Annotated in this window: 19 protein-coding genes; 10 read left to right on the top strand and 9 right to left on the bottom strand. The window is 62.8% G+C overall.

The window, feature by feature from the left end; genetic code table 11:
• Positions 1-10: 10 nt before the first annotated feature.
• The 4 genes from RX331_RS05225 to RX331_RS05210 form a co-directional block, all read right to left on the bottom strand.
• Positions 11-817, bottom strand: coding sequence for an MBL fold metallo-hydrolase (locus tag RX331_RS05225; protein WP_317255565.1), 807 nt, complete (start codon positions 815-817; stop codon positions 11-13).
• A 66-nt stretch (positions 818-883) separates the two neighbouring features.
• A complete protein-coding gene (gene ggt, locus RX331_RS05220; protein ID WP_317255564.1) occupies positions 884-2506 on the bottom strand; it encodes a gamma-glutamyltransferase in 1623 nt (540 codons plus the stop codon).
• Between the two features lie 26 nt (positions 2507-2532).
• A complete protein-coding gene (locus RX331_RS05215) occupies positions 2533-3618 on the bottom strand; it encodes a TRAP transporter substrate-binding protein DctP (protein ID WP_317255563.1) in 1086 nt (361 codons plus the stop codon).
• Positions 3619-3663: 45 nt separating this feature from the next.
• Positions 3664-5640: a primary-amine oxidase gene (locus RX331_RS05210; RefSeq protein WP_317255562.1), complete on the bottom strand. Its 1977-nt coding sequence runs from the start codon at positions 5638-5640 to the stop codon at positions 3664-3666.
• Positions 5641-5790: 150 nt separating this feature from the next.
• Here RX331_RS05210 and RX331_RS05205 point away from each other — a divergent pair, with 150 nt between their 5' ends.
• Positions 5791-6729 (top strand): helix-turn-helix domain-containing protein, encoded by a 939-nt coding sequence (locus RX331_RS05205; RefSeq protein ID WP_317255561.1) that lies wholly within the window; start codon positions 5791-5793, stop codon positions 6727-6729.
• Here the strand turns inward: RX331_RS05205 and RX331_RS05200 are convergent.
• From RX331_RS05200 to RX331_RS05180, 5 genes are all read right to left on the bottom strand, one after another.
• On the bottom strand, positions 6726-7742 hold the full coding sequence (locus tag RX331_RS05200; RefSeq protein ID WP_317258019.1) for an NAD-dependent epimerase: 1017 nt from the start codon (positions 7740-7742) through the stop codon (positions 6726-6728). The genes RX331_RS05205 and RX331_RS05200 overlap by 4 nt on opposite strands.
• A gap of 39 nt (positions 7743-7781) precedes the next feature.
• Entirely contained in the window at positions 7782-9101 is a 1320-nt protein-coding gene (locus tag RX331_RS05195) for a UDP-glucose/GDP-mannose dehydrogenase family protein (protein ID WP_317255560.1), read from the bottom strand.
• A 71-nt stretch (positions 9102-9172) separates the two neighbouring features.
• Positions 9173-9961, bottom strand: coding sequence for an FkbM family methyltransferase (locus tag RX331_RS05190; RefSeq protein WP_317255559.1), 789 nt, complete (start codon positions 9959-9961; stop codon positions 9173-9175).
• 84 nt (positions 9962-10045) lie between these two features.
• A complete protein-coding gene (locus RX331_RS05185) occupies positions 10046-11485 on the bottom strand; it encodes a mannose-1-phosphate guanylyltransferase/mannose-6-phosphate isomerase (RefSeq protein WP_317255558.1) in 1440 nt (479 codons plus the stop codon).
• A 32-nt stretch (positions 11486-11517) separates the two neighbouring features.
• The gene (locus tag RX331_RS05180) at positions 11518-12285 is read right to left on the bottom strand and encodes a sugar transferase (RefSeq protein WP_317255557.1); all 768 of its coding nucleotides are present in this window, start codon (positions 12283-12285) and stop codon (positions 11518-11520) included.
• Between the two features lie 516 nt (positions 12286-12801).
• On the opposite strand from RX331_RS05180, the gene RX331_RS05175 reads away from it, so the two are divergent.
• From RX331_RS05175 to RX331_RS05135, 9 genes are all read left to right on the top strand, one after another.
• Positions 12802-12945 carry a hypothetical protein gene (locus tag RX331_RS05175; RefSeq protein WP_317255556.1) on the top strand — a complete coding sequence of 48 codons (144 nt, stop codon included), beginning with the start codon at positions 12802-12804 and terminating at the stop codon, positions 12943-12945.
• Positions 12903-13742, top strand: a complete 840-nt coding sequence (locus RX331_RS05170) for a metallophosphoesterase family protein (RefSeq protein WP_317255555.1) — start codon at positions 12903-12905, stop codon at positions 13740-13742. The genes RX331_RS05175 and RX331_RS05170 overlap by 43 nt, the downstream gene beginning before the upstream one ends.
• 211 nt (positions 13743-13953) lie before the next feature.
• Entirely contained in the window at positions 13954-14481 is a 528-nt protein-coding gene (locus RX331_RS05165; RefSeq protein ID WP_317255554.1) for a polysaccharide biosynthesis/export family protein, read from the top strand.
• Positions 14482-14891: 410 nt separating this feature from the next.
• The gene (locus tag RX331_RS05160) at positions 14892-16196 is read left to right on the top strand and encodes an outer membrane beta-barrel protein (RefSeq protein ID WP_317255553.1); all 1305 of its coding nucleotides are present in this window, start codon (positions 14892-14894) and stop codon (positions 16194-16196) included.
• Positions 16177-18489, top strand: coding sequence for an AAA family ATPase (locus RX331_RS05155; RefSeq protein ID WP_317255552.1), 2313 nt, complete (start codon positions 16177-16179; stop codon positions 18487-18489). The genes RX331_RS05160 and RX331_RS05155 overlap by 20 nt, the downstream gene beginning before the upstream one ends.
• A 2-nt stretch (positions 18490-18491) precedes the next feature.
• Entirely contained in the window at positions 18492-19886 is a 1395-nt protein-coding gene (locus RX331_RS05150; RefSeq protein ID WP_317258018.1) for a VpsF family polysaccharide biosynthesis protein, read from the top strand.
• Between the two features lie 19 nt (positions 19887-19905).
• Positions 19906-20979 carry a glycosyltransferase gene (locus RX331_RS05145; RefSeq protein WP_317255551.1) on the top strand — a complete coding sequence of 358 codons (1074 nt, stop codon included), beginning with the start codon at positions 19906-19908 and terminating at the stop codon, positions 20977-20979.
• On the top strand, positions 20972-22081 hold the full coding sequence (locus tag RX331_RS05140; protein WP_317255550.1) for an acyltransferase: 1110 nt from the start codon (positions 20972-20974) through the stop codon (positions 22079-22081). The genes RX331_RS05145 and RX331_RS05140 overlap by 8 nt, the downstream gene beginning before the upstream one ends.
• On the top strand, positions 22078-23118 hold the full coding sequence (locus tag RX331_RS05135; protein ID WP_317255549.1) for an acyltransferase: 1041 nt from the start codon (positions 22078-22080) through the stop codon (positions 23116-23118). The genes RX331_RS05140 and RX331_RS05135 overlap by 4 nt, the downstream gene beginning before the upstream one ends.

Raw genomic sequence — 23118 nt, 5'->3', positions numbered from 1 at the left:
CGCGTCCCATTCAACCCGAGATCGCAGCAATATAGCGCTTTACGGACCTATCGAAGGCGGCCTTGGCGCCGCCTTCGATGTTGCGGCCCCACCACGCGCCATAGATGCGGTCGAACACCAGCGGCGCGACCGCGCTGACGATGCACCGCACCGCTGCGGCATTGAGCGGAATGTAGTTCGGATAGCTGTACATAAAGGACAGCGAGCGGCGATCCATCGCGACCATCGCGATATCCCCTGTGAGCAAGGCGCCCTTCCCCTGCGCGCCGGCCCGCCAATGCAGGACGGTCGCACCGGCGAAATGGCCGCCGGTTCGCACCAGCAGAATGTCGTCCGAGAGCCGGTGGCTGTCGCCGGTCCACGGCACGATGGTTCGATGCGGCCGCGTGACGAAGGCGCGATCGTCGCCATGCAGATAGACCGGCACGCCGCCGAACGCCTCGCTCCAGTCGGCGACGGCGCCATAGTAATGCGGATGCGAAACCGCGATCGCCTTCAGGCCGCCAAGCGAGCGGATGTAGTCGATGGCCTCGCGCGTGACCATCGGAACGCAGTCCCACATCACGCACCCGTCGGCCGCCGGCACCAGCAGCGCGCGTTGCCCGATCGCAAAACCCGGCTCAACGGCGATGCCGGGAATCCCGAGGTCGTCGCGCCAGGCAAGCTTGTGCCCCTTCGCCAGCTCTTCGCGCGTCAGCCATCTTTGGCCCTTCCAGTTCACAAACTGCCGCTCGTCCTCACAGACCGGGCACGCCGGCGGCGGCCCGGCACTTTCGGGAAACTGGGCGCCACATTGTTCGCAGGTCCAAAACGGCATCGGCGTCACTCCACTCACAAGGAGTGGTAGCGCAAAACAAAGGAGCAGGCCAATGACAGCCCTGTGCTAATAACCGATCGCCGCGCCATCGCTGCGCGGGTCGGAACCGCCGCTCAAGGTGCCGTTCCGTGGATCGATCGTGATACCATGCGCGTGGCCGGCCATTTCGTTCCACGCTTCCCAACGATTGATGATGTGGCCGCGCTGCGCGAGCGTATCGATCGTTGCGTCTGAAAAGCGGCTCTCGATATGCAGCGTGTCGCGCGCTTCGCCGAGCGCGAAACGGCCGGACAGGAATCGCGGCATCTCGATCGCTTCCTGGATATCGAGACCGAAATCGATCATCGCCGAATAGAGCTGCAGCTGGATCTGCGGCTGGCCGTCGGCACCCATGCAGCCGAGCACGCTCAAGAGCCTTCCATCGCGCTTGGCCATCGATGCGATCAGCGTATGCAGCGGAATCTTGCCGGGCTCCAGGCGATTGGGGTGGTTGCGGTCCAGCGAGAAATAGGCGCCGCGATTTTGCAGGATGACGCCCGTGCTTCCCGCCACCACGCAGGAGCCGAACGCCCCGTACAGGCTCTGGATCAGTGACGCCGCGTTGCCGTCGCGATCGACGGCGGCGACATAGACCGTGTCGCCGGCCAGGCTGCCGTAGGACGGCACCATATCCCACCTCAATGCCGATCGCCCGTCGATCAGCCGGCCGCGCGCGGCCGCATATTCCTTCGAGACCAGCCGCGCGACCGGCATCTCGGCAAAAGCGGGATCGGCGAGCATCTGGTCGCGGTCATGATAGGCGATCTGCTTGGCCTGCACCATCAGATGCACATGGTCGGGCCCGAGGAAATCCTTGCGATGCAGCTCGTGAGGCTCGACGAGGTTGAGCATCTCCAGCACGGTGAAGCCTTGCGTCGGCGGCGGCGTGTTGAAGACCGTGACGTCGCGGTAATGGCCGACGAGCGGCTCGCCCCAGACGGCCTTTTGCCGGCCGAAATCGCCAAGGCGGAACAGGCCGCCATTTTCCTCCGAGAAGCGCGCCATCCCGGCAGCGACCGGGCCGCCATAAAATCCATCCCATCCATGATCGGCGATCGACTGCAGCGTGCGCGCGAGATTTGCGTTGGTCAGTTTCGCGCCGAGTGGCGCGGCCGTGCCTTGCGGAAAGAATAGCGCGGCGGCTTCGCGATCTTTCAGGAGATCATCACGCATCATCTCGATGAAGCTTGCCAAGCGGCCGGTGACCGGAAAGCCGTCACGCGCATAAGCAATAGCACTCTCCAGGACGCGGCCGAGCGGCAGGCGACCATGCACAGCGTGCGCCTCGATCCAGCTTGCCGCGGCGCCCGGCACCGTCAGCGTCGCTGGCACGATGCCGCGAAGCGGAATCTCGTTCAGCCCGCGCGCTTCGAGTGTGGAAATGGTTGCCGCCTCGGCGGCTTTGCCGCCGCCATTGAGGTAACGGATCTCGCCGCTGGCACCATCATGAATCAACCAGAACGCATCGCCGCCGAGCCCGGTCATGTGCGGATAGACCACCGCAAGCACCGCGCTGGTCGCAATCGCGGCATCGATCGCGGAGCCGCCGGCGCGCAGCACGTCGAGGCCGGCAGCGGAGGCCAGCGAATGCGGCGACGTCACCATGCAGTTTGTCGCCAGCGTGACCGGCCGGCCGGTGCGGATGTCCACTTTCCAAGCCCCCGATATGCCGGCCGTCAGGCGCGAATGCGCCTGATCATGTAATTGTCGTAGGTGGCCTCGCAGACCTGATGCCACTGATACTGCTCGTTGCGGAAGGCGACCACCGAATCATACAGTGCCTTGAACTTCGCGTTCTTGGCCGAAACCTCGGCGAACAGCTCATTGGTTGCCTTGAACGAGCCGTCGAGAATGTCGTTCGAGAACGGCCGCAGGTGTGCTCCGGCCGCAACCAGCCGCTTGATGGCAGCGGCGTTGCGGGCGTCATACTTGGCGGTGAGGTCGGCCGCGACTTGGCCTGCGGCAATCGTCACCATGCTCTGATAGAGCTTTGGCAGCTCGGCCCATTTTGCGCTGTTGATATAGAGGAAGCCGTTGGCGCAGCCCTCCCACCAGCCCGGATAATAGTAATAGGGCGCGACCTTGAGGAAGCCGAGCTTCTCGTCATCGTAAGGGCCGATCCACTCGGCGGCATCGATCGTGCCCTTCTCGAGCGCAGGATAGATGTCGCCCGGCGGAATCTGCTGCGGCACGACGCCGAGCCGGCTTAGCACCTGTCCCGCCACGCCACCGACGCGGAATTTCAGTCCCTTGAGATCATCGAGCGTCTTGATCTCCTTCCGGAACCAGCCGCCCATTTGCGCGGTGGTGTTGCCGAACGGAAGGCCGACAACGCCAAACGTGGCATAGAGCTCGTTGAGCATCTCGAGGCCGCCGCCATAGGTGAGCCAGGCATTCATCTGCCGTGTATTGAGGCCAAACGGAACGGCGGTGCCGAAGGCAAACGCGAGGTCCTTGCCGATGTAGTAGTAGGAGGCGCTGTTTCCCATCTCCACGGTGTTGTTCGCCACCGCATCGAAGATCTGGAATGCCGGCACGATCTCGCCCGGGCCAGATACGCCGATCTGAAATTTCTGGTCGGAAAGTTCGCCCATGGCTTTCGCGAACATCTCGCAGGCGCCATACAGCGTATCCAGCGACTTGGGAAACGAGGTGGCGAGACGCCAGCGCAAAGTCGGAGCTGATTGGGCGATGGCGGGCGCCGCGACGCCTGCAGATGCGATACCGGCACCGGCAATTCTGAGGAGCTTCCTGCGATTCATGGTCAGTCTCCCTGCTGAATCTAGTTGAAAAGCGAGCACCCACCGTCAGCCACAACACGAGCCTTCGTCGCGGTTGTCGCGGCTGGCGCTGTTTCGATCGGGCGGCAGGTCCATCGCGGGATTCTCGGCAAAAAAGCCGTTCGGCTTCAGCGTGAAGCCGACATACTCAACCGGCATCACCGGGAAATCCTCGGGACGGCAGACATGCGTCGCCCCGAAACTGTGCCAGACTACGATATCCTCGTTCTCGATCGAACGGTTCTTTGCAACGTATTTCGGCAAGCCGTCGCCGCCGGCATGCTGGTTCGGAAATTCGCCGCTGGCATAGCGCTCTTCGGCGGCATAGCGCGTCACCCAGATATGCTTGGTCGCAAAGCCGCCGCGCTCGGTCATGTAGCAGCCCGGCTGCGCCAGCATCGCGGGCGCGCTGTGCGCGATCAGCTTGTAGGCTGTCGGGCCGCCGACGCTGTTCTTTTGGTTGGGATTGGTGATCTTCCAGTACCGCCCGGTCCGGCCGTCGGCTTCGCGCACCGCGTCGCGCTCGCGCGATAGCACCCGTTTCGTGGTGTCGAACACGTTGCCATAGGGGTTATCAGTGCCCCATGGCCGCGGCCGGAACTCATGCTCGGTGACCGTGTTCCCCTCGCCGTCCAGCATCATGTGCAGGCGGGCGTTGAAGAAATGCTGGTGGGTGGGGCCGCCGAGATTGTCGGCGACCATGCCGCCCCACGGATAGGCCTTGCCGGATGCGACTGCTGCCGTTTGGATGATGCCGGTGAGCTTCACTTCAAGCTGGATGGTGCCGTCCTGGTAGAAGTACCAGAAGAACCCATAGTCGTAATTTCCAACCGTGGTGAAGAACGAGATGACAAGTCGGCGCGAGCGGCGTACCTCGAAGGTCTCGTTGCGGAATTCATAATGCTTCCAGAGGATGCCGTAGTCCTCCTCGTGCAGGCAGATCGCATTCTTCATGATCGTCGGCTGGCCGTAATCGTCGGCGACCGGCACGTCGAAATAATGGATGTGGCCGAGGCAGTCGCAGCCGAGCTCGAGCGCGTTGGCGAGCTTGCCCAGGCCATATTCCCCGGCATCGAAGGCGCATTTCCAGAAATGGTTGGCGGTAGGGTCCGCGTAGGGCACGATCATGTCAGTGATGCTGGCGCGATAGATGATCGGCCGTTCCTGTTCGCGATCGCGAAACGCGATCTGGTGCAACACCAGGCCTTCGCGCGCGGTCCAGCCGACGCGGAACGACCAGTTCTGCCAGGCGACGTTCCAGCCCTCGACCGTAAAACTCGGGCCACTCTTCTGCACGATATCGAGCGGCTTCACATCCTTGCGGGTGTGCGGGATCGATGCGCGGTCATAATTGCGCGATTTTTTCGGGATCGGAATGATGTCGGGCTCGTCGACCAGATGGACGATCCTGTTCTCGATCAGGTCGACCAACGCGACTACGCCCTCGATTGGGTGCGCATAGCCATTGTCCTTTGCATCCTTGCGCCAGTAGGACACAGCGCTGACCAGGCGACGGCCCTTCTCCACCTCACGGTCGAAATAGCCGGCCGAAAACGGATCGACCTGCACCAGCTCGATGTCCGCATCGTTGATGCCGCGCCGCGTCATCGCGCGCCGCCAATCCGCATCGGCCTTGACGATGTCGCCGACCTTGAAGACTTCCTCGATCGTGATTGGCGGCTGGCCGTAAGGATGGGCCTTGGTCGAATACTCCCGCCATTCCGTGACCGTCTCGTTGTCGAGATCGACGGTCGCGATGTGCGTCGCGCCGGTCTTGCTGTCGAACAAGGTGACGGCGGCGCGCCGTGTGGCGGAATCGCCAGGCTTCCAGCCAAGGACGTCGGGCTTGGCCGGCTCATCGAGCTGCACATGGGTAAACCGTGCGTGCGGCCCGAGCTGCTTTTGTCGCTTCAATATTTCGGCCGCCTGCGCGACTTCGGCTTCGCTGAGCGGGGCGAGCGGGTGACCGGCGGCGATGCCGGCAGACGGCTTTGTGCGTACCATATCGGACCAAATTCTCCGGGAACTGGCGGTCAGGCTACGGCTGCGCGGGCACCCCGTCTTGAATGAGCCTGCCACGTCACGCCGGTAGCCCTTGCCAGAGCCACCTCTCCTGGGCGACGCTGCGGGACCGCAACCGGCCTCGTGCAGCCAATGCCGATCAGCGTTTCCACCGACCCGATCCGTCCGACCGAACGAGCGGCCTATTGGACCGAGGCGATCTGCCGGTCGTTCGCCCATGTCGAGACCAGGCCGCTCGGTTCGGCCATGGTCAGCGGCCATTTCGAATTCGTCGAGATCGGCGGCGCCAAGCTTGTCCGTTTCGACAGCAGCCCGCAATGCTATACACGCGACGCCAAATTGGTGAGCCGCGCCGGCTCGGACGAATTCATGTTCGATTTTCAGCGACGCGGCCGAAGCTCGATGGTGCAGGCCGGCAATGAAGGCACGATCGATCCCGGATATGGCGTGCTATACGATGCACGACGTCCGTTCGAGGATCGCCTGTTCGGCCCTGGACAGCGTGTGGAGCTGCTGATCGCAACCGTCCCCGCCGCCTCGCTGTTGCGGTCCGTTCCCGGGGCTGAGCGGTTCTGCGCCAGACCCGTGCCGCTATCCGGTACGATGGCGCGTTCGATTGCCGCGCTGTTTCGCGAAACCATTGCGTTATCCGATGCGCCGGCGCAACAGAGCGAGTCCGATATCGTCGCCTATCTGTCGGCCCTGCTCCATCTCGCCGCCGGCGCCGGCCATGCGCTGTCACGGCCCGACCTGTTCAGCCTGATTGACAGCCATCTGCGGGCCAACATCGCCGCCATCCGGCCCGTGCCCGCGCTTGCCGCCGAATTCGGCATTTCCGAGCGGACGTTTCACCGCATCTTCGCCGACCGGGAGACCACGTTCGAACGGCACGTGCTTTGTCTCCGCGCCGACCTGTTTCGCGGCCTCTTGCGCCAGGCTTCGCTGGCGAATGTTCCGATCGCGCGGCTTGCGCATCAATGCGGTTTCGCCGATGCCGCCCACGCCACGCGCACGTTCAAGGACCGATTCGGCACGACGCCACGGGACTTTCGAGCAAACGTGGCCGGCTAGGCCGCGCAATAGCCGCGATACCAGGCCGCGAACCGCTGAATGCCGTCCTCAATCGGGGTCGCGGGGCGGAAGCCCACGTCGCGCACGAGGTCGTCGACGTCGGCATAGGTGGTCGGCACGTCGCCGGGCTGCATTGGCAGCATTTCCTTGTTCGCCTTGCGACCCAGCGCCCGCTCGAGGATGTCGAGCACGAGCAGCAGTTCCTGCGGCTTGTTGTTGCCGACATTGTAGATGCGCCAGGGCGCGGTGCTCGACCCCGGATCCGGCGCGGCACCCAATTGGTGCTGACCGCCCTGCGGCGCACGGTCGATCAGGCGGACCAGCGCTTCCGTCACGTCGTCGACATAGGTGAAGTCGCGCAGCATCCGGCCGCCATTGAACAGCCTGACCGGATCGCCGCGGCTGATCGCGTCAGCGAACACGAACAGCGCCATGTCGGGCCGGTACCATGGGCCATACACCGTGAAGAACCGCAGGCCGGTGCAGGGGATGCCATAGAGGTGGCTGTAGGAATGGGCCATCAGCTCGTTGGCTTTCTTGCTCGCCGCATAAAGGCTGATCGGATGATCGACATTGTCATGCACCGAGAACGGCAGCTTCCTGTTGGCGCCATAGACCGACGATGACGAGGCGAACAGCAGATGACGGCAGCCATTGTGCCGACAGCCCTCCAGGATGTTGGTGAAGCCGACCAGATTGGCATCGACATAGGCGTGGGGGTCCTGCAGCGAATAGCGCACGCCCGCCTGTGCCGCCAGATGGATGACGACAGGAAACCGGTAACGGGCGAACAGCGCCGGCATGGCGACGCGATCGGCGACGTCCAGCCCTTCGAATTGGAAGCGCGGGTCGTTCTGCAGAATCTCGAGCCGCGCCTCTTTTAGCCGCGGGTCGTAGTACCCATTGAGATTGTCAACCCCTACGACGCGGTGTCCGGACTGCAATAGCTTCTGCGTCACGTGGAATCCGATGAACCCCGCGGCGCCCGTTAAAAGAATGGGCTGATCCGGCATCATGCGTGCATGCTCCCACCGATGTCATGACAATGCATGTCAGTACGCCACCGATTTCGGGCGGCCCACGCCGCAATACAGAAACCCGTTCCGTTCGACCTCGTCCTGCGAGTAAATGTTTCTGAGATCGACGATGACGGGACAGGCCATGACGGCCGACAATTCCTTAAGGTCCAGCGCCCGGAACTGCTCCCATTCGGTAACGATGACGAGTGCATGGCATCCCTTGGCGCAGCGATAGGCGTTCTCGCAGAAGGTGACGTTTTCGAACACCTTCTTTGCCTGCTCCATGCCCACGGGGTCGAAAATACGGACCTCGGCGCCCATATCCTGCAGCGCAGTGATGAGCGGAATGGAAGGCGCGTCTCGCATGTCGTCCGTGTCGGGCTTGAAGGTGACGCCGAGCACCGCGATCGATTTTCCGCGGATGTTGCCGCCGAACGCGTTGGCAACCTTGCGCGCCATCGCCCGCTTGCGCTGATCGTTGACGGCGACCACCGTTTCCACGATCCGCACCGGCGATTCATTGTCCTGGCCGGTCTTGATCAGCGCCATCGCATCCTTCGGGAAGCAGGAGCCGCCGAAGCCCGGGCCGGCGTGCAGGAATTTCTGCCCGATCCGGTTGTCGAGACCGATGCCGCGCGCGACTTCCTGCACATTGGCGCCGACCTTTTCCGCAAGATCCGCGATCTCGTTGATGAAGGCGATCTTGGTGGCGAGGAAGGAGTTGGCGGCATATTTCGTCAGCTCCGCAGTGCGACGGTCGGTATAGAGGATCGGTGCGGCGTTGAGGTGAAGCGGCCGGTATACCTCGGCCATCACGCCGCGAGCGCGCGTATCGTCCGTTCCGATCACGATCCGATCGGGATGCTTGAAATCACGGATCGCCGCCCCCTCGCGCAAGAACTCGGGATTGGAGACGACGGCGACGGCAGCGCGCCGGTTCTCTTCGCGGATGATGCGCTCGACTTCGTCGCCAGTGCCGACCGGCACCGTCGATTTCGTCACCACCACCGCCTTCTCCGGCAGCGCGATCGCGATCTCGCGCGCCGCCGCATAGACATAGGAAAGGTCGGCATGGCCATCGCCGCGGCGCGACGGCGTGCCAACCGCGATGAACACGACGTCCGCCTCGCTGACGGCCGATTTCAGGTCGCTTGCGAACGACAGCCGGCCCTGGGCGACATTCCGCGCCACCAGTTCGGCGAGGCCGGGCTCGTGGATCGGCATCTCTCCCTGATTGAGGCTCGCCACCTTCTCCGCGTTGCTGTCGATGCAGACCACCTGATGTCCGAAATCGGAAAAGCACGCCCCTGACACCAGCCCGACATAGCCGGCGCCAATCATCGCTATATGCATTACGGTTCCTGTCTGAAGAGGCCGCGGCGCGGCGTCGCCGCACCGGCGGAGATGTAAGGTGAAACGGCGAGCTAGCTGCTCAGTAGCGATTCACCGTCGAGATGGCGGGGAAAGAAAAAGAAGTTGTTGACGTAGAACCGACCATCCTTGCGGCCGCCGTCCGGCCGCAAGGCATCTGCATCCTGGAGCCTGGCGGGATCGAACTGCTCCACAGCGATGACGTCATTGTCCTTCAGGTAGAAGCCGCGATAGGCCTTTTCCCGAAAGAACTCGAATACCGACCCCGTTGCCTCCGCGCGATGGCGATCCTCCGCCTCGACCAGGAAGACCGGCTGGCAGCGTTCCACGAGCTCAACCGCACCATTGAGGACATTCAGTTCGTGGCCTTCGACGTCGACCTTCACAAACGCGACATCCTGGTCGATGACGGCGTCGAGCCGCGCGATCGGCACATGAGCGGAGATTGCTCTGCCCGACGTGCCGACCCGCTCCTCGAGCGAGGCAAGGCCATAGACCAGGCCGTCCTCGCCCTGCGGAATGAACAGCTCGGCACCGCCGTCATGGTCCGACAGCGCGATCTCGTGAATACGCACGTTGCGCGCCGAGGTCCGGCGCAGCAGCCTTGCCATCTGCTGCGACGGCTCGAAAGCATGAACCTGCCGGGAAAGCCGCGCCAGCCGCCGCGTGTAGAGGCCGCAATTGGCGCCGACATCGACCGTCACCGCGTCATCGGGAATGATCTTGTCGAGATAGGAAAGTTCCCGTTCCGCCGATTTCGGACGCCGCATGAAATGCCACTGCAGCCATACCGAAGGAAACGCATCCTTCACCAGTTCCTTGACCTGTTGCTTGGCGCTCATTGCCGCCTCCCTTCGTAGCGCACGCAAATGTGACCATCGGCGCGCGGCGTCCTCGATGCGAATGCTGCCTCCCCAAGGCGCATCTCAAACGCGGTCATAGATATCCTGAACACGGACGATGTCGTCTTCGCCGAGGTAACTGCCCGACTGCACCTCGATCAGATTGAGCGGGACCTTTCCCGGATTCTCCAACCTGTGCATGCATCCCAGCGGCACGAAGATCGATTCGTTCTCGCGCAGGAGGATCTCTTCATCATCGCGCGTGACGATCGCGGTGCCGTTCACCACGACCCAATGCTCGGCGCGGTGGTAATGCTTTTGCAAGGACAGCTTGGCGCCGGGATTGACGGTGATGCGCTTGACCTGAAAACGCTCGCCGGCATGGATCGACTGGTAGTAGCCCCAGGGGCGATGAACACTGTGGGTCTGGGTTGCCGAGCGATGGCCATTGGCTTTCAGGCGTTCGACCAGCTTTCCGACGTCCTGGTCACGCTTGCGGCTGGTCACCAGCACCACGTCGGGCGAGGTGGCAATGACGAGATCCTCGACACCGAGCGCCGCGACCAATTGCCCATCGCCCCGGACGTAACAGCCCGATACGTCTTCCACGACGGCATCACCGATCACGACATTGCCGGACCGATCCTTTTCGGCCATCGACCACAGCGCCGACCAGCTTCCGACATCGCTCCAATCAAACGTGGCGGGGACGACCACCGCGTTATCGGTCTTTTCCATGATCGCATAATCGATCGAAATCGACGGGCACGCTTCAAAGGCCCTCGCGTCCAGCCGCAGAAAATCGAGATCGCGCCTGGCGCCGGCCAAAGCGTTGCGGCAGGCCGCGAGAATTTCCGGTGCCCGTTTTGCCAGCTCGTCGATGAATTTACGCGCCGGCAGCAGGAAGATGCCGCTGTTCCAGACGTGTTCGTCGCAGGCCAGCAGGCGCTCGACCGTGACCAGATCGGGCTTCTCGATAAAACTCGCTACGCTGCGAATATGCGGCGCGGCCTCCAGCTCGTCGCCCATCCGGATGTAGCCGAACCCGGTCGCGGCTGATGACGGCCGCACGCCGAACAGGACGAAGCGGCCATAGCTTGCCGCGGTAATGCCGGGCGATATGGCCGCGCGAAACGCGGCGTGATCGTGCACCCAGTGGTCCACCGGCATCGCCAGGATCACGGCATCGGGATCTCTTTCGCCGACGAGCAATGCTGCGATGGCGACGGCAGGCGCCGTGTTCCTTCCGAACGGCTCGAGCACGATGTTCGGACGCTCGATGCCGACGGCGCGCAACTGTTCGCCGATAGCAAAGCGATGCTCGGCATTGGCGATCACCACCGGATCGGTAAACAGCGTGCCATCGTCGACCCGCAACGCTGTCTGTTGCAAAAGCGTGTTGTCACCGAGCAGCGACAGCAACTGCTTGGGATAGGTCTCACGCGACAGGGGCCATAGCCTCGAGCCGGTGCCACCTGACAGGAGAACGGGTACGATACGGCCGCGCGGCTCGATTATCGCCATTGCATGGTCCTTCGATGCTGAAGCTAAGGGGATCAGAACCCGCTGCCCGACAAGAACTCTTTGCGGATCGTGCGGATGATGATCATGATGTCGAGGCGGAGCGACCACCGCTCGATGTAGTGGAGATCGTAGTCGATCCGCGAAACCGCGGGCCCGAACTCGGCCGTGCTTCCCCTGCAGCCCGAGACCTGCGCGAGTCCGGTGATGCCCGGGCGCGCCGTGTGGCGCTGAAAGTAGTAGGGCACGAGGTCTTCGTAAGGCAGATCGGCCGCCAGCATTCCCGGCACGTGCGGCCGCGGCCCGACCAGCGACATGTCGCCCTTGATGACGTTGAGCAGCTGCGGAATCTCGTCGAGGCTGGTCTTGCGCAGAATCCTGCCGATGGACGTCACGCGCGCGTCGCCCTGCACCGTCTGCGTGACACCGCGCACGTCGCATGCATCACTGCGCATGGTGCGGAACTTGTAGATTTTGAAACGGCGGTTCCGATAGCCGTAACGATACTGAAAGAACAGCACCGGGCCCGGCGACGTCGCCTTGATCAAGACCGCAATGGCGATGAGCAGCGGAGAAAAGAACATGAGCGCGGCGCTTGCCGCGCTGACGTCGAAGATGCGCTTGGCAATCGACGCTGACGGCTCCCTTCGCGCGATGTGGCGTGACCGCCGACGGCCTCTGTGCGCGCGATGCGCACCACCGCCGGCGAGCTCAACAGGACGGACCGATATCTGGGTTCGCTCCCTTCGAATCGGCGCAACGTTGCTGTTCCGATCGAAGTTGGCTGTCACGATCGAGGCCATGACTCTCCTCTGTGCTGGACACAAATGCGATGCACTGCGCGCACCGATCGGCGCGCGCGACGATTTCGCAGCAGCGAATATCCGCTTTCGCAGCCGCTAAGACTTTCCAAAACTTTGAACGAAATTGGGCGCGAACGTGGAAGTGATGGCGATGACGCGCGGAACTGAATCGTTAAGAAGATATTGCGACGCGATATTCCGATTTGTTCGGAGATGGTTAGTCCCAATATGCCTGGTTAACGAGCTGCGCGTTGTTTGACGCAGCTATGCATAATCAAAATTTTCGGAACAAAATCAGTTCTTGCATTCTCGACTCACAATTGAACGAACGCAGCGACTATATGCGGCAACAAATCGCCGTCACGTCGTTGTCGTGAAACGAGATTGGTTATCGAAAGCCAGGCGATACGTCCTGACTTGTTGACCATCGACGCGACATTCGATGGACAACTCGGAAGAAACAGAGGCGGCCACGATTTGTGAGCCACCCGCTCGCGGAACTTCCGGGAGGCGCCCATGACGGCAGAACGCTTGCATAGCCGCGCGCTGGTGCAACACGGCAGGCTGTTGCCCGACCGCAGACTAAGAAACCGAATCATTATCGGGAACGCGATTGCATGGGTGACGATCGCCGTTCTGATTCGCGTGATCTTCTTTTAGAGCCGCATCGTCCCATACACATCTCGATTGACGGCCGCGCGGTTCCATGGTCGACGTTGCGGATCATGCATCGATCTGTGGCATCTTCGCGCACTGTGCCCGCGTCAACACCGGCCGACACGCGGATCTATGCCGTCGGCGACATCCATGGCCGCGCCGACCTTTTGAGTGAGATCACCTCACGAATCGATGACGACATCCGGCGTCGACCAGTCCCGCATACGGTCGAAGTCTATCTGGGCGACTACATCGACCGCGGACCGCACTCCAAGGAGGTGATCGATCTGCTTGCGATCCGCCTCGTCGCCAATCACGCAGTGTGTCTGCGAGGCAACCACGAAGCTGTGATGGAAGGGTTCCTTCAGGAGGCAACCATTCTTCCGTACTGGCTGCAGTTGGGCGGCACCGAGACGCTTGCATCCTATGGCATTGAACTGCACGACGACAACGAAACGGCGCTCGACGTGCATCGCCGCTTTGTCGACGCGTTTCCCCGTGCTCACGAATTGGTCATGCAATGCATGCGCCATCAATTCATATGCGGTGATTTCCTGTTCGTGCACGCCGGCATTCGCCCGGGCATTCCCCTCGATCAACAGGATATCAATGACTTGATCTGGATTCGAGACGAGTTCCTCGACTCGACGCGGAAGCACGAACGCTTCGTCGTGCACGGTCACACGCCGGTGCCGCACCCCGATATCAGGCACAACCGAATCAACATCGACACCTGCGCGTGGCGAACGGGATCATTGACCTGCATGGCGATTGAGGGATCGACTGTTCTCTTCCTATGATGTGTATGCGACTTATGCTGCGTACACGAGTTGTGAACCATGAAGCGCGCGCGACTCGCTTTCACCAAAATGGAACTCGTGTCTCACATTTTTTTGCCGTGTTTACTTCCATAACATCGGAGGCTGTACGCGCATTCACGGAGATGCAGCCATGCAGCAACGGTCGTCCAGCGCCGGCCTTACGCTTCACCTAGTTCTCTTCATCCTTGCGATGGCCGGCCTCTGTGCCGGTTTTTCGCTTCGAGCTTTGGCACAAACGCCTTCATCTGCGTCATCCGCGGAGAGTTACGTACTCGGGCCGAACGACCGAATCAGGCTGAAGGTCTATGGCGAGCCCGACATCACCGGTGAGTATGAAATCAGCAACAGCGGTCAGGTTTCGATTCCGCTCGCGGGCCATATCAAGGCGGCAGGCGCCACGACGCGGCAACTCGAGAAGGCAATCGCGGCCGCGCTCGCGAAAGGTATCGTGCGCGATCCGCGGGTCAACGTCGAGATTGCGCAGTATCGTCCGTACTACATCCTCGGCGAGGTCAAGAAGAGCGGCGAGTATCCATATCGTAATGGATTGACAGTACTGGATGCAGTCGCGAGCGCCGGCGGCTTCACGTACCGCGCCAATGAAAACAAGGTCTTTCTGCGGCGGGCGGGCGCCGGCGCGGAAGAGACGTTCCCTCTCGATGCTCCCGTTCCGGTTTATCCGGGCGACAACATCAGGATTCCGGAGCGCTACTTTTAGCTGGCCACGCAAGTGATGAGGTGACTGCTGCTCGCGCGGCGAATGGCGACGTTCGTGTTGCGCGATCGTCACGACATTTTGCATTTGCGAAAAATTTTGCAACGCGGGGGAAACTTTCCCGGCAAGGCGCGTTGCAGGCGTGCGCATCACTTCAATCTCACACAACTCAATGACCTTGCGCCCGCGTACCGAGTATGAGGCCTGCCTTTCTTATGCGCAGTCGACGATCATTTTCTGAGCGATGGTCTTCGCCCGTTAAGTGTTCGCCGCCTTCGCGCTCCCGCAAGAGATGGGTGATGGGATTCGAATCTGAACTTGCATCGCTAGAGGGAGGCGGAGAACGATTCGGTTCGACGCGCTTGCTGGATCGGGGCCGCTTCAGCCTACTGCCCGCACCGGCGGCCGCAATCTTGCTGGGTCTTGGATCGTCGGCGAATGCGCAAGCAATTCCGTGGGTCAACGGAGAGTTCGCTTCGCCATGGAACGCGCAAAAGATCTTCGAGCCGTCCTCGCTGCCGGATCGAACCGATCCGGAGACCCGCGAGGAGGTTCCGCCCGAGGACATGCCAGTAAAGAAGCGCCAACAACCCGGCTATGAGCCGGTGGGCATTCGCTCCGGCTCGTGGATGTTCAACCCGTCGGTAACAGCCGGAACCTTCTACGACAGCAACGTCTTTTCATCGAACACGACGCAGCGTTCCGATATCGCGGCGGTGATCGAGCCGACGCTGCGCGCGCATTCGCTATGGGGACGGCACGGCCTCGACATCAAGCTCGATACGCAGTCGACGGTCTATAACCAGTTCTCCAGCCTGAACCAGACCAATGCCAGCCTGAAGGGCAATGGCTGGATCGATATTGCAAAGGACACGATGCTGCTCGGCAGCTTTCAGATCGCGCATCTGAATGAAGGCGTCGGCACGCTCTCTTCGCCCGGCAACGCCATTTCGCCGACGCCGTACAATCTGATGTCCGGCGACGTCACGCTGCGCAAGGAATTCAACCGCCTTACGACGTCGATCGGCTTTCGCACCGATTCATATGACTATGGATCGACGCGCGCGCAGGACGGCACCGTCATCAACCAGGACGCCCGCGACGGCCAGATCTACTCGCTACATAGCCGGATCGATTACGCCATTTCCTCCACCCTCGGCTGGTTCGGCGGCGTCGAGGGCAATCAGCGCGACATCAGGGGCACGCCGGGCCACACGCTCGATTCGCAAGGCTATCGCGCGCTGACCGGCGTCACCGTCGGCCTCAGCAATCTGGTGACCGGCGAATTCGGCGCCGGGTATGTGCAGCAGCGGTTCGACGATCCGTCGATCGGCATGATCGAGGGTCCTTCCTATCGCGCGCGGCTGACATGGCGGCCGACGCGCCTGCTCGACGTTCATTTCAATGCCGAGCAGCTCGTCACGCAGACGTCCGATACCAGCGCCACCGGCGTGCTCGCGAACGCGATGCAACTCGGCGTCGATTACGAGCTGCGGCGGAACATAATCGTATCGCTCGCCGGCGGGTACGAGAACGACAAGTTCTTCGGCCAGCTCCGCAAGGACAACGTGCTGACGTCGGACACCCGCGTCAAATACCTCGTCAACCGGTTCGCCGCCGTTTCCGCCTACTACCGCTATACCAAGCGCGACAGCGACGTTCCCGTCTTCAGCTTCGACAAGCACCTGGTAGGAATGAATGTTACAGCGCAATTCTGACCTGCCCTATGTGATTCCCGACGAGCCTCCGCCCCGCCCGGCCGAAGGCTGGCAATATCCGAGCGTCGATCTGCGGGAAATGGGCCGCATCCTCCGCCGCCGCTACAGGATGGTGGCCCTGCCGGCCGTTGTCCTGCTCGGCCTCGCGCTGACTTATCTGCTGTTCGCGACGACGTTATACACGGCGACCTCGACCGTGCTGGTCGATCCGCGCCGCGCCAATGTCGTTGAGACCAACCAGTCCGTGCTGTCGAACTTCGGCACCGACGATGCGACGATCGAAAGCCAGACGCTGCTGATCCAGTCGGTCGCGATCCTGACCCGCGTCGTTGGCAAGCTGAAGCTGACCGAGGACGAGGAGTTCACGCCGAAGCCCGGCCTGCTCGACCCGATCAAGAGCCTGTTCCGTAGCAGCGGCCCAAGCGACGGCGCCAGCCCGGAGGAAGCCGCCAAATCCCGCTCCATCGATATCCTTCAAAAGCGAATGAAGGTGACGCGGCAGGGCACCACCTTCCTGGTCGATATCGCCGTCAGCTCGCAATCGCCGCAGAAGGCCGCCACCATCGCCAACGCGATCGCGGATGCCTATTTCGACGAGCAGGTCCGCGCCAAATATGACGCCACCCGCATTGCCGCGAACTGGCTCGGTGGCCAGATCGAGGATTTGAAGGCGCGCGTCGTCGCCTCCGAAAAGGCCGTCGAGGACTATCGCTCCGCCAATAATCTCATGGTGTCGCAGGGCGTCACGCTCAACGATCAGCAGATCACCGATCTCAACGGCAAGCTGATCGCCGCCCGCGCGCAAACCGCGGAGGCGCGGGCGAAGTACGAGCAGGTTCAGGACATCGCCAAGTCCGGCGGCGATCCCGGCGGCATCAACGCGGCGATTTCCTCGGAGATGATTACCAAGCTGCGCACGCAATATGCCGACATCGCCAAGAACGAGGCGGAGATGTCGAGTAAATACGGCGCGCGTCATCCTGCCGTCGCCAATGTTCGGGCGCAGCGGCGCGACACCCAGAAACTGATCAACGAGGAAATCCGGCGGATCCTGGAGAGCACCAAGCACGACTACGACGTCGCCCGCTCCCGCGAGACCTCGCTGCAGCAAAGCCTCGAGCAGCTCCAGGGCGTCTCGACCTCCTCGGGACAGGCGCAGGTGCGCCTGCGCGAGCTGCAGCGCGAGGCCGAGGCCAATCGCACGCAGTATGAATCCTATCTGGCACGCTCCAAGGAAACGACGGCGCAGGAGAGCCTGGAGATGCCGGATTCCCGGATCGTCACCAAGGCCAGCGTTCCGATCAGGCCGTCATCGCCCAAGACGATGCTGATCCTCGGCCTCGCCTTGACGCTCGGCCTTGGCGCGGGCAGCGTGCTGGCGTTCCTCGCCGACTATCTCGACGACCGCATCAAGACGCTCGACCGGGCCGAAGCCATTGCGGGCGTGCCCGCCCTCGCCGCGGTTCCGCTGATCGGCTCGCGGGAGCTCGCCGGCCTCGCCCGGCGTGGACGAAAAGAGCTCGGCCGCTATGATCCGAAAACCATGAAACTGCTGCCGGCGCCGCTGCAGCCGCCATTGACGCGCTATGCGATCGACGAGCCCGGGACGTTCTTCGCGGAAGCGATCCGGGCCGTTCGCCTCGCGCTGCAACGAACGATGCGGTCGCAGCCGGTGAAGGTCGTGCAGGTGACCTCCGCACTCGACAGCGAGGGCAAGACCACGCTTGCGATCAACCTGGCGCAGTCGCTGGCAACCCTCGGCATCCGCACGCTGCTGATCGACGGCGACCTGCGCAATCCGCAGGTGACGCATGCGCTCTGCCCGCGCGCCGATGCCGGACTGCTGGAAGTCGCCATCGGGCACGCCGCCCCGGAGCGCGCGATTCTCGTCGACCAGAGCACGGGACTTTCGATCCTGCCGTCGACCAAGATCAAGCAGGTCGAATACATCACCGAGTTGATGTTCTCCGAGCGGATCGTCGACGTACTGGATCATTTCCGCCATCGCTATGAGCTGATCGTGATCGACTCGCCGCCGCTGGTGCCGCTGGTCGACGGCCGCGCGCTGGCCGAACTTGCCGACCGCATCATCCTCGCGGTGGCCTGGGACCGGACGCCGGGCGAAGTACTGTCGCACGCGATGGATCTGCTATCCCCGGTCAGCGACCGGGTCATGGGCACGGTGCTGACCCGCGTCGATCTCAGTCGCCTGCAGTTCTACGACTATTACCGCAGCTCGGCCTATCTCAAGCCCTACGGCACTGCGAGCCTGCACGCCGGAGCCGCGCGGTGAGAATGCGCGGACCCTTGCCCGGATCGACCGGAATAGCGCAGGTGCATCGCCGCCCTTCTGCGCCAGCGGTATCGCGGCCGGCTTCCCGCCGCGCCGCCCGCGCGGCGAATGCCGACGCTTTCATCGAACGGCTCGCCGCCGGCCTGATGCTGTTGGCCGTCACCGCAACGTTCACGCTCTCGTCTTCGGTTCTGACCAACTGGAAAATCCACTACCTGACCGCAGGCGGAAACTTCTATGAAAAGCTGCACCCGGCGACCTACTTCACCCTGCTCGCGTTCGGTCTGCTACTGCTGCGCAGCCGCGGCCCGGTCGGCGAGATCAACCGGACGTTTTCCGAATCGAAGCTGCTGCTCGCCTATCTCCTTTGCTGGCTGTTTCTGCTGATCCAGGTGTTCGTGCTGGAACGCCCGTTCACGGTGATCATCGACACCTTCCTGCTGCCGATCGTGATCGCTATGGTGATGTGGCAGTTGTCATCGGCACAAAGGCGCCCGCTGGCCTGGGCCATTCATTTGACGATCCTCGTCAACGTCGTGCTCGGATACTATGAGTACTTCTCCGGCCACCGGCTAATCCCGTTGACGCTCGGCGACGTCGTGGTGGTTGGAGAGTGGCGTTCCGCGGCGCTGCTCGGCCATCCGCTGACGGCATCCGGCATCGTCGGCGCCTACGTGCTGGCGCTGGTGCTGCGCCCCGCGGTCTGCCCGCCACTGCTTGTGAGGCTGCCGCTGATCGCGTTCTGCCTCGCCTCCCTGATGGCCTTTGGCGGCCGGACCTCGCTGGTCACGGTATTGGCGGTGATCGGATTCGTCGGGGGATTCGAGGTGCTTCGCCTGATGCAGGGAAAGCGAACGCCGCTTCCCGCAGCCATTCTCGCCATCTGCGTGCTGTTCGCCGCCGGAGCCATCATCTTCGCCGCCCTCGACCTCGGCATTTTCGACAAGATGTTGCTGCGCTTCTCGTCCGACAAGGGCAGTGCGCTGGCGCGCTTTGCCACCTTCAGCCTGCTCTCGCATTTCGACTGGCATGAGCTGATCCTCGGCCCCAACCCGGTGCGGGTGAATGCCCTGCAGTCACAGCTTGGCCTCAACTACGGCATCGAAAACTTCTGGATCTCCTCCATCGTGCAGTTCGGCCTCGTCCACACCATCCTGATGACGGTCGGGCTGGTCTGCTTCTTCGTCGAGCTGTTGCGCCGCTCGCACCGCGCGGCGTGGGCCATCATGGTTCTGATCGTCATCATCGCCGCAAGCTCGGTGAGCTTTTCATCGAAGAACATTCAGCTCGCGCAGTTCGTGATCCTGATATCGATCCTGCTGCCGCGTGAGCCGCGGCGCGCGCCTGCGCCCGCACAAGTCCGCATGCCCATCCGCTACCGGTCCGTTCCGGCCTAACACGGGATCTTCCTTCCGCATGGCTATCTACGTAGACAACACCCATCTTGGACGTCACGTCACCGGCCTCGAGCGCATCACGCTCGAACTGTTCTCGGCCGCGGCGCTGGCGCCGCTCGACGTCGTCCCGGTGAGGGCGCAGGGGCTCCGCCAGATGCTGACGACGCAGACGCTCGGCCTGCCGATGCGGCTCGCCGCGTCGTCCTCTATCCTGCTGTGCCCCGGCTTTCCGCCAAGCCCGCTGCTGCGGCCGTTTGCATCGCGGGTGCTGCCCTATATCCACGATGACTTTCTGATCACGCGGCGCGCCGAGCTGAACATGCGGGCGCGGCTCTATATGGCCGGACCGTTCAAGCTGGCGCTGCGGCATTATCCGCGCTTTCTCGCCAATTCCGGCGACACAAGGCGCAAGCTGGCCGCGCATTGCCGCTCCGACGCCGAGGTGACGCTCTATCGGCCTTCGGTCCGCAACGTCTTCGGGCTCGATGTCGGACACCGCAGCGCGCGAAATGCGCAGCTCCAGCCGCTTCGGCTGATCGCACTCGGCACGGTCGAGCCGCGCAAGAATTTTGGAGCGGCGGCGAAAATCCTCGCCGCGCTGCGCATGCAGGGATTTCCGGACGCGACGCTGGATATCCTCGGCAGGCCGGGTTGGGGCGACGACTGGCAAACCCTGGAGGGGCAACCGGGCGTCACGCTGCACGGCTACCAATCGGCGGAGCGAGTTAATCAACTGCTTGATGGCGCCGACCTCTTCATCTGCACCTCCCATGACGAAGGCCTGGGGCTTCCGCTATTGGAGGCGCAGTATGCCGGCCTGCCGATCATCGCGCCCGATGCCGCCATCTTCCGCGAGGTGCTTGGCGAGTCCGGCATCCACATCGATACAGCCGATCCTGCTTCCGCGGCCGCGCATATCGCCGCCGCGCTGTCGGACCAGAACTGGCGCGCCCGCTATGTGGCGCTGGCCGAGCGCAACCTGGCGCGTTGGAACGACCTGGCGCACGGCGATCGCGAGAACGTCATCGACCTGATCGCCCGCCTTGCCCAGCTGCGCGAAAGCGCGCGCCCGGAGTATCGCCGCCTTGCATGATACCGATGGTACAAGGCACCAGGATGGTTTGCGGATCATCGCCGCCGGCGCGGTGGTGATCCTGCACTATTCCGATTACTTCAAGGACGTGCCGGTCGGCCGCTTCATGGTCGCGCACACCTGGCATTTCAACCTGTTCGTCGATTTGTTCTTCGTAGTCTCCGGCTTCGTCATTGCCCGGCAATATTTCGGCCGCGTCAATGATGCCGCATCGGTTAGCCGCTTTCTCTGGCGCCGCCTTGCCCGCATCTATCCGCTGCATCTCGCCACGCTTGCCTTTTATGTCGCGCTGGCCGGCGCGCTGCATTTCGGCGCGGCCCGAACCGACAATCCCGCCCGCTATCCGCTTTCCGACATCCCCGCGCAACTGCTGCTGCTTCACGCCTTCGTCGGCGAGCGCCTGACATTTAACTTCCCGAGCTGGTCGCTGTCGGCGGAGATGTTCTGCTATCTGCTGTTCCCGGCCCTTGCGCTGCTCGCCCAACGCCGCAAGGAGGCTATTGTCGCGCTGGTGATCGGCACCGCGCTCGCCAACTCGCTTTGGGCGTGCGCCGCGGGAACGACGCCGTGGGCCGACTGGATCAATCAGGGTGGCGGCTTCAGGGCGCTGCCTGCCTTCAGCCTCGGCATGGCCTGCCATCTGTTTCGCGAGCAGATCGCGCGCTGGCCTGCCATTCCCGGCGCACTGGCCGCATCACTTCTGGCGTTCATCCTGTTCGGCTCGCTATTGCCGACGATGACCGCGCTGCTCGCGATCTACGTCATCGCGCTGCTTGCGGTTCAGGCGGACTGCGCGAGCCGCGAGACCCTGCTGTTGAAGTTCGGCTTCGATCGCTGGTCGTCGCTGACCTATTCCTGCTACATGCTGCATATTCCGGTGGCGACCGTCGTCATCACCCTCGGATCGCGGCTACTTTCCCTGTCGCCGAATGAGCGCCTGATCCTGGCGCCGGTCGCAATCATCGTTCTTGCCGTCGCCAGCACCCTCTCGCTGCGCAGCTTCGAAACGCCGCTGCGGCGATATCTGACCGAGGCCTTTGAGCGCCGCGCCACCAGGCCGGCGCCGGCTCCCGCGATCTCGCGGCAGGAGAGCCCGCGATGACGGTCGTCGAACGCCTTTCGGCCGACACGTCGCCCCTGAGCCTCGCGCATGCGGCGGCAAAAAGCCGCGACGGCACCATCGACACGATGCGCGGCATCGCCATCCTGATGGTCATCGGAATCCATTCGCTGCCGCAGCCGCTCGATGCCGTCTGGGTCAAATCGCTCGACGCGGCGCTGCGGCCATGCGTACCGGTGTTCCTGTTCGCGTCGGGATACCTGACGGCGCTCTCGGGCCGCGTGCCGCTCGCAAAACGCCTCAAGGCGGCGATGATCCCCTACGCAATCGCCTTTGCCGCCGCCTATACCTATATGGCGCTGCATAATCCGGCGATGGACCATCGCTTCAGTACGACGTTGGCCCGCTTCGCGCTCGGATACGTCTTCGTCTACTATTACGTGTTCGTTTATGTCTGCTGCACGCTCGGTCTGTGGTTTGTCTTTGCGGCTAGCGCAGATTCAAGAAGTCGGATCGCCGCGCTGCTGATACTTGCGATCGGCTGCGGCCTGCTGGCGGGCAGCTATCTCGATCCGGCCTTGTCGCAGCTTGGCGCCTCCGACGCCTTGCTCGACGAAATCCGCATGCGCGACATTCCGTTCTGGTTCGCATTCACCGCGCTCGGCGCACTGACCGCGATATTCGTTGACCTGACCGATCGAAGCATCCGCCGCGTGCTTCCCGGTGTCATGCTGGCCGCTTACATCATCTACGCCGCCGTCCGCATTGTCGGCCTCGGCGATGCCGCCACCTATGATTCGACCGCCTTCTTCTTCTATGCCGCACTGTTTTGCATTTCGCTGTTCGCCTACCAGCCGAGCTCACCGCTGCTCGGCCGGATCGGCTCAGGCAGCTACTTCATCTATCTCTGGCACATCTTCATCATCATGGCGCTGCGCGATCACACCGCACTGCGCCAGCTTGGCGGCGTCGCCAGTTTTGCGCTGGTTCTCGGATTGACCGTCCTTGGCAGCGGCGCCGCGCTGCTGGCCGTCCGGCAAATGGCCTCTCCGCGACTCTGCCGCTGGTTGGGGGCGTAG

Source organism: Bradyrhizobium sp. BWA-3-5 (assembly GCF_032917985.1).
In the GTDB taxonomy this organism is placed as follows: domain Bacteria; phylum Pseudomonadota; class Alphaproteobacteria; order Rhizobiales; family Xanthobacteraceae; genus Bradyrhizobium.
The sequence above is the reverse complement of the archived record's forward strand: the minus strand, read 5'-3'. Positions and strand labels throughout refer to the sequence as shown.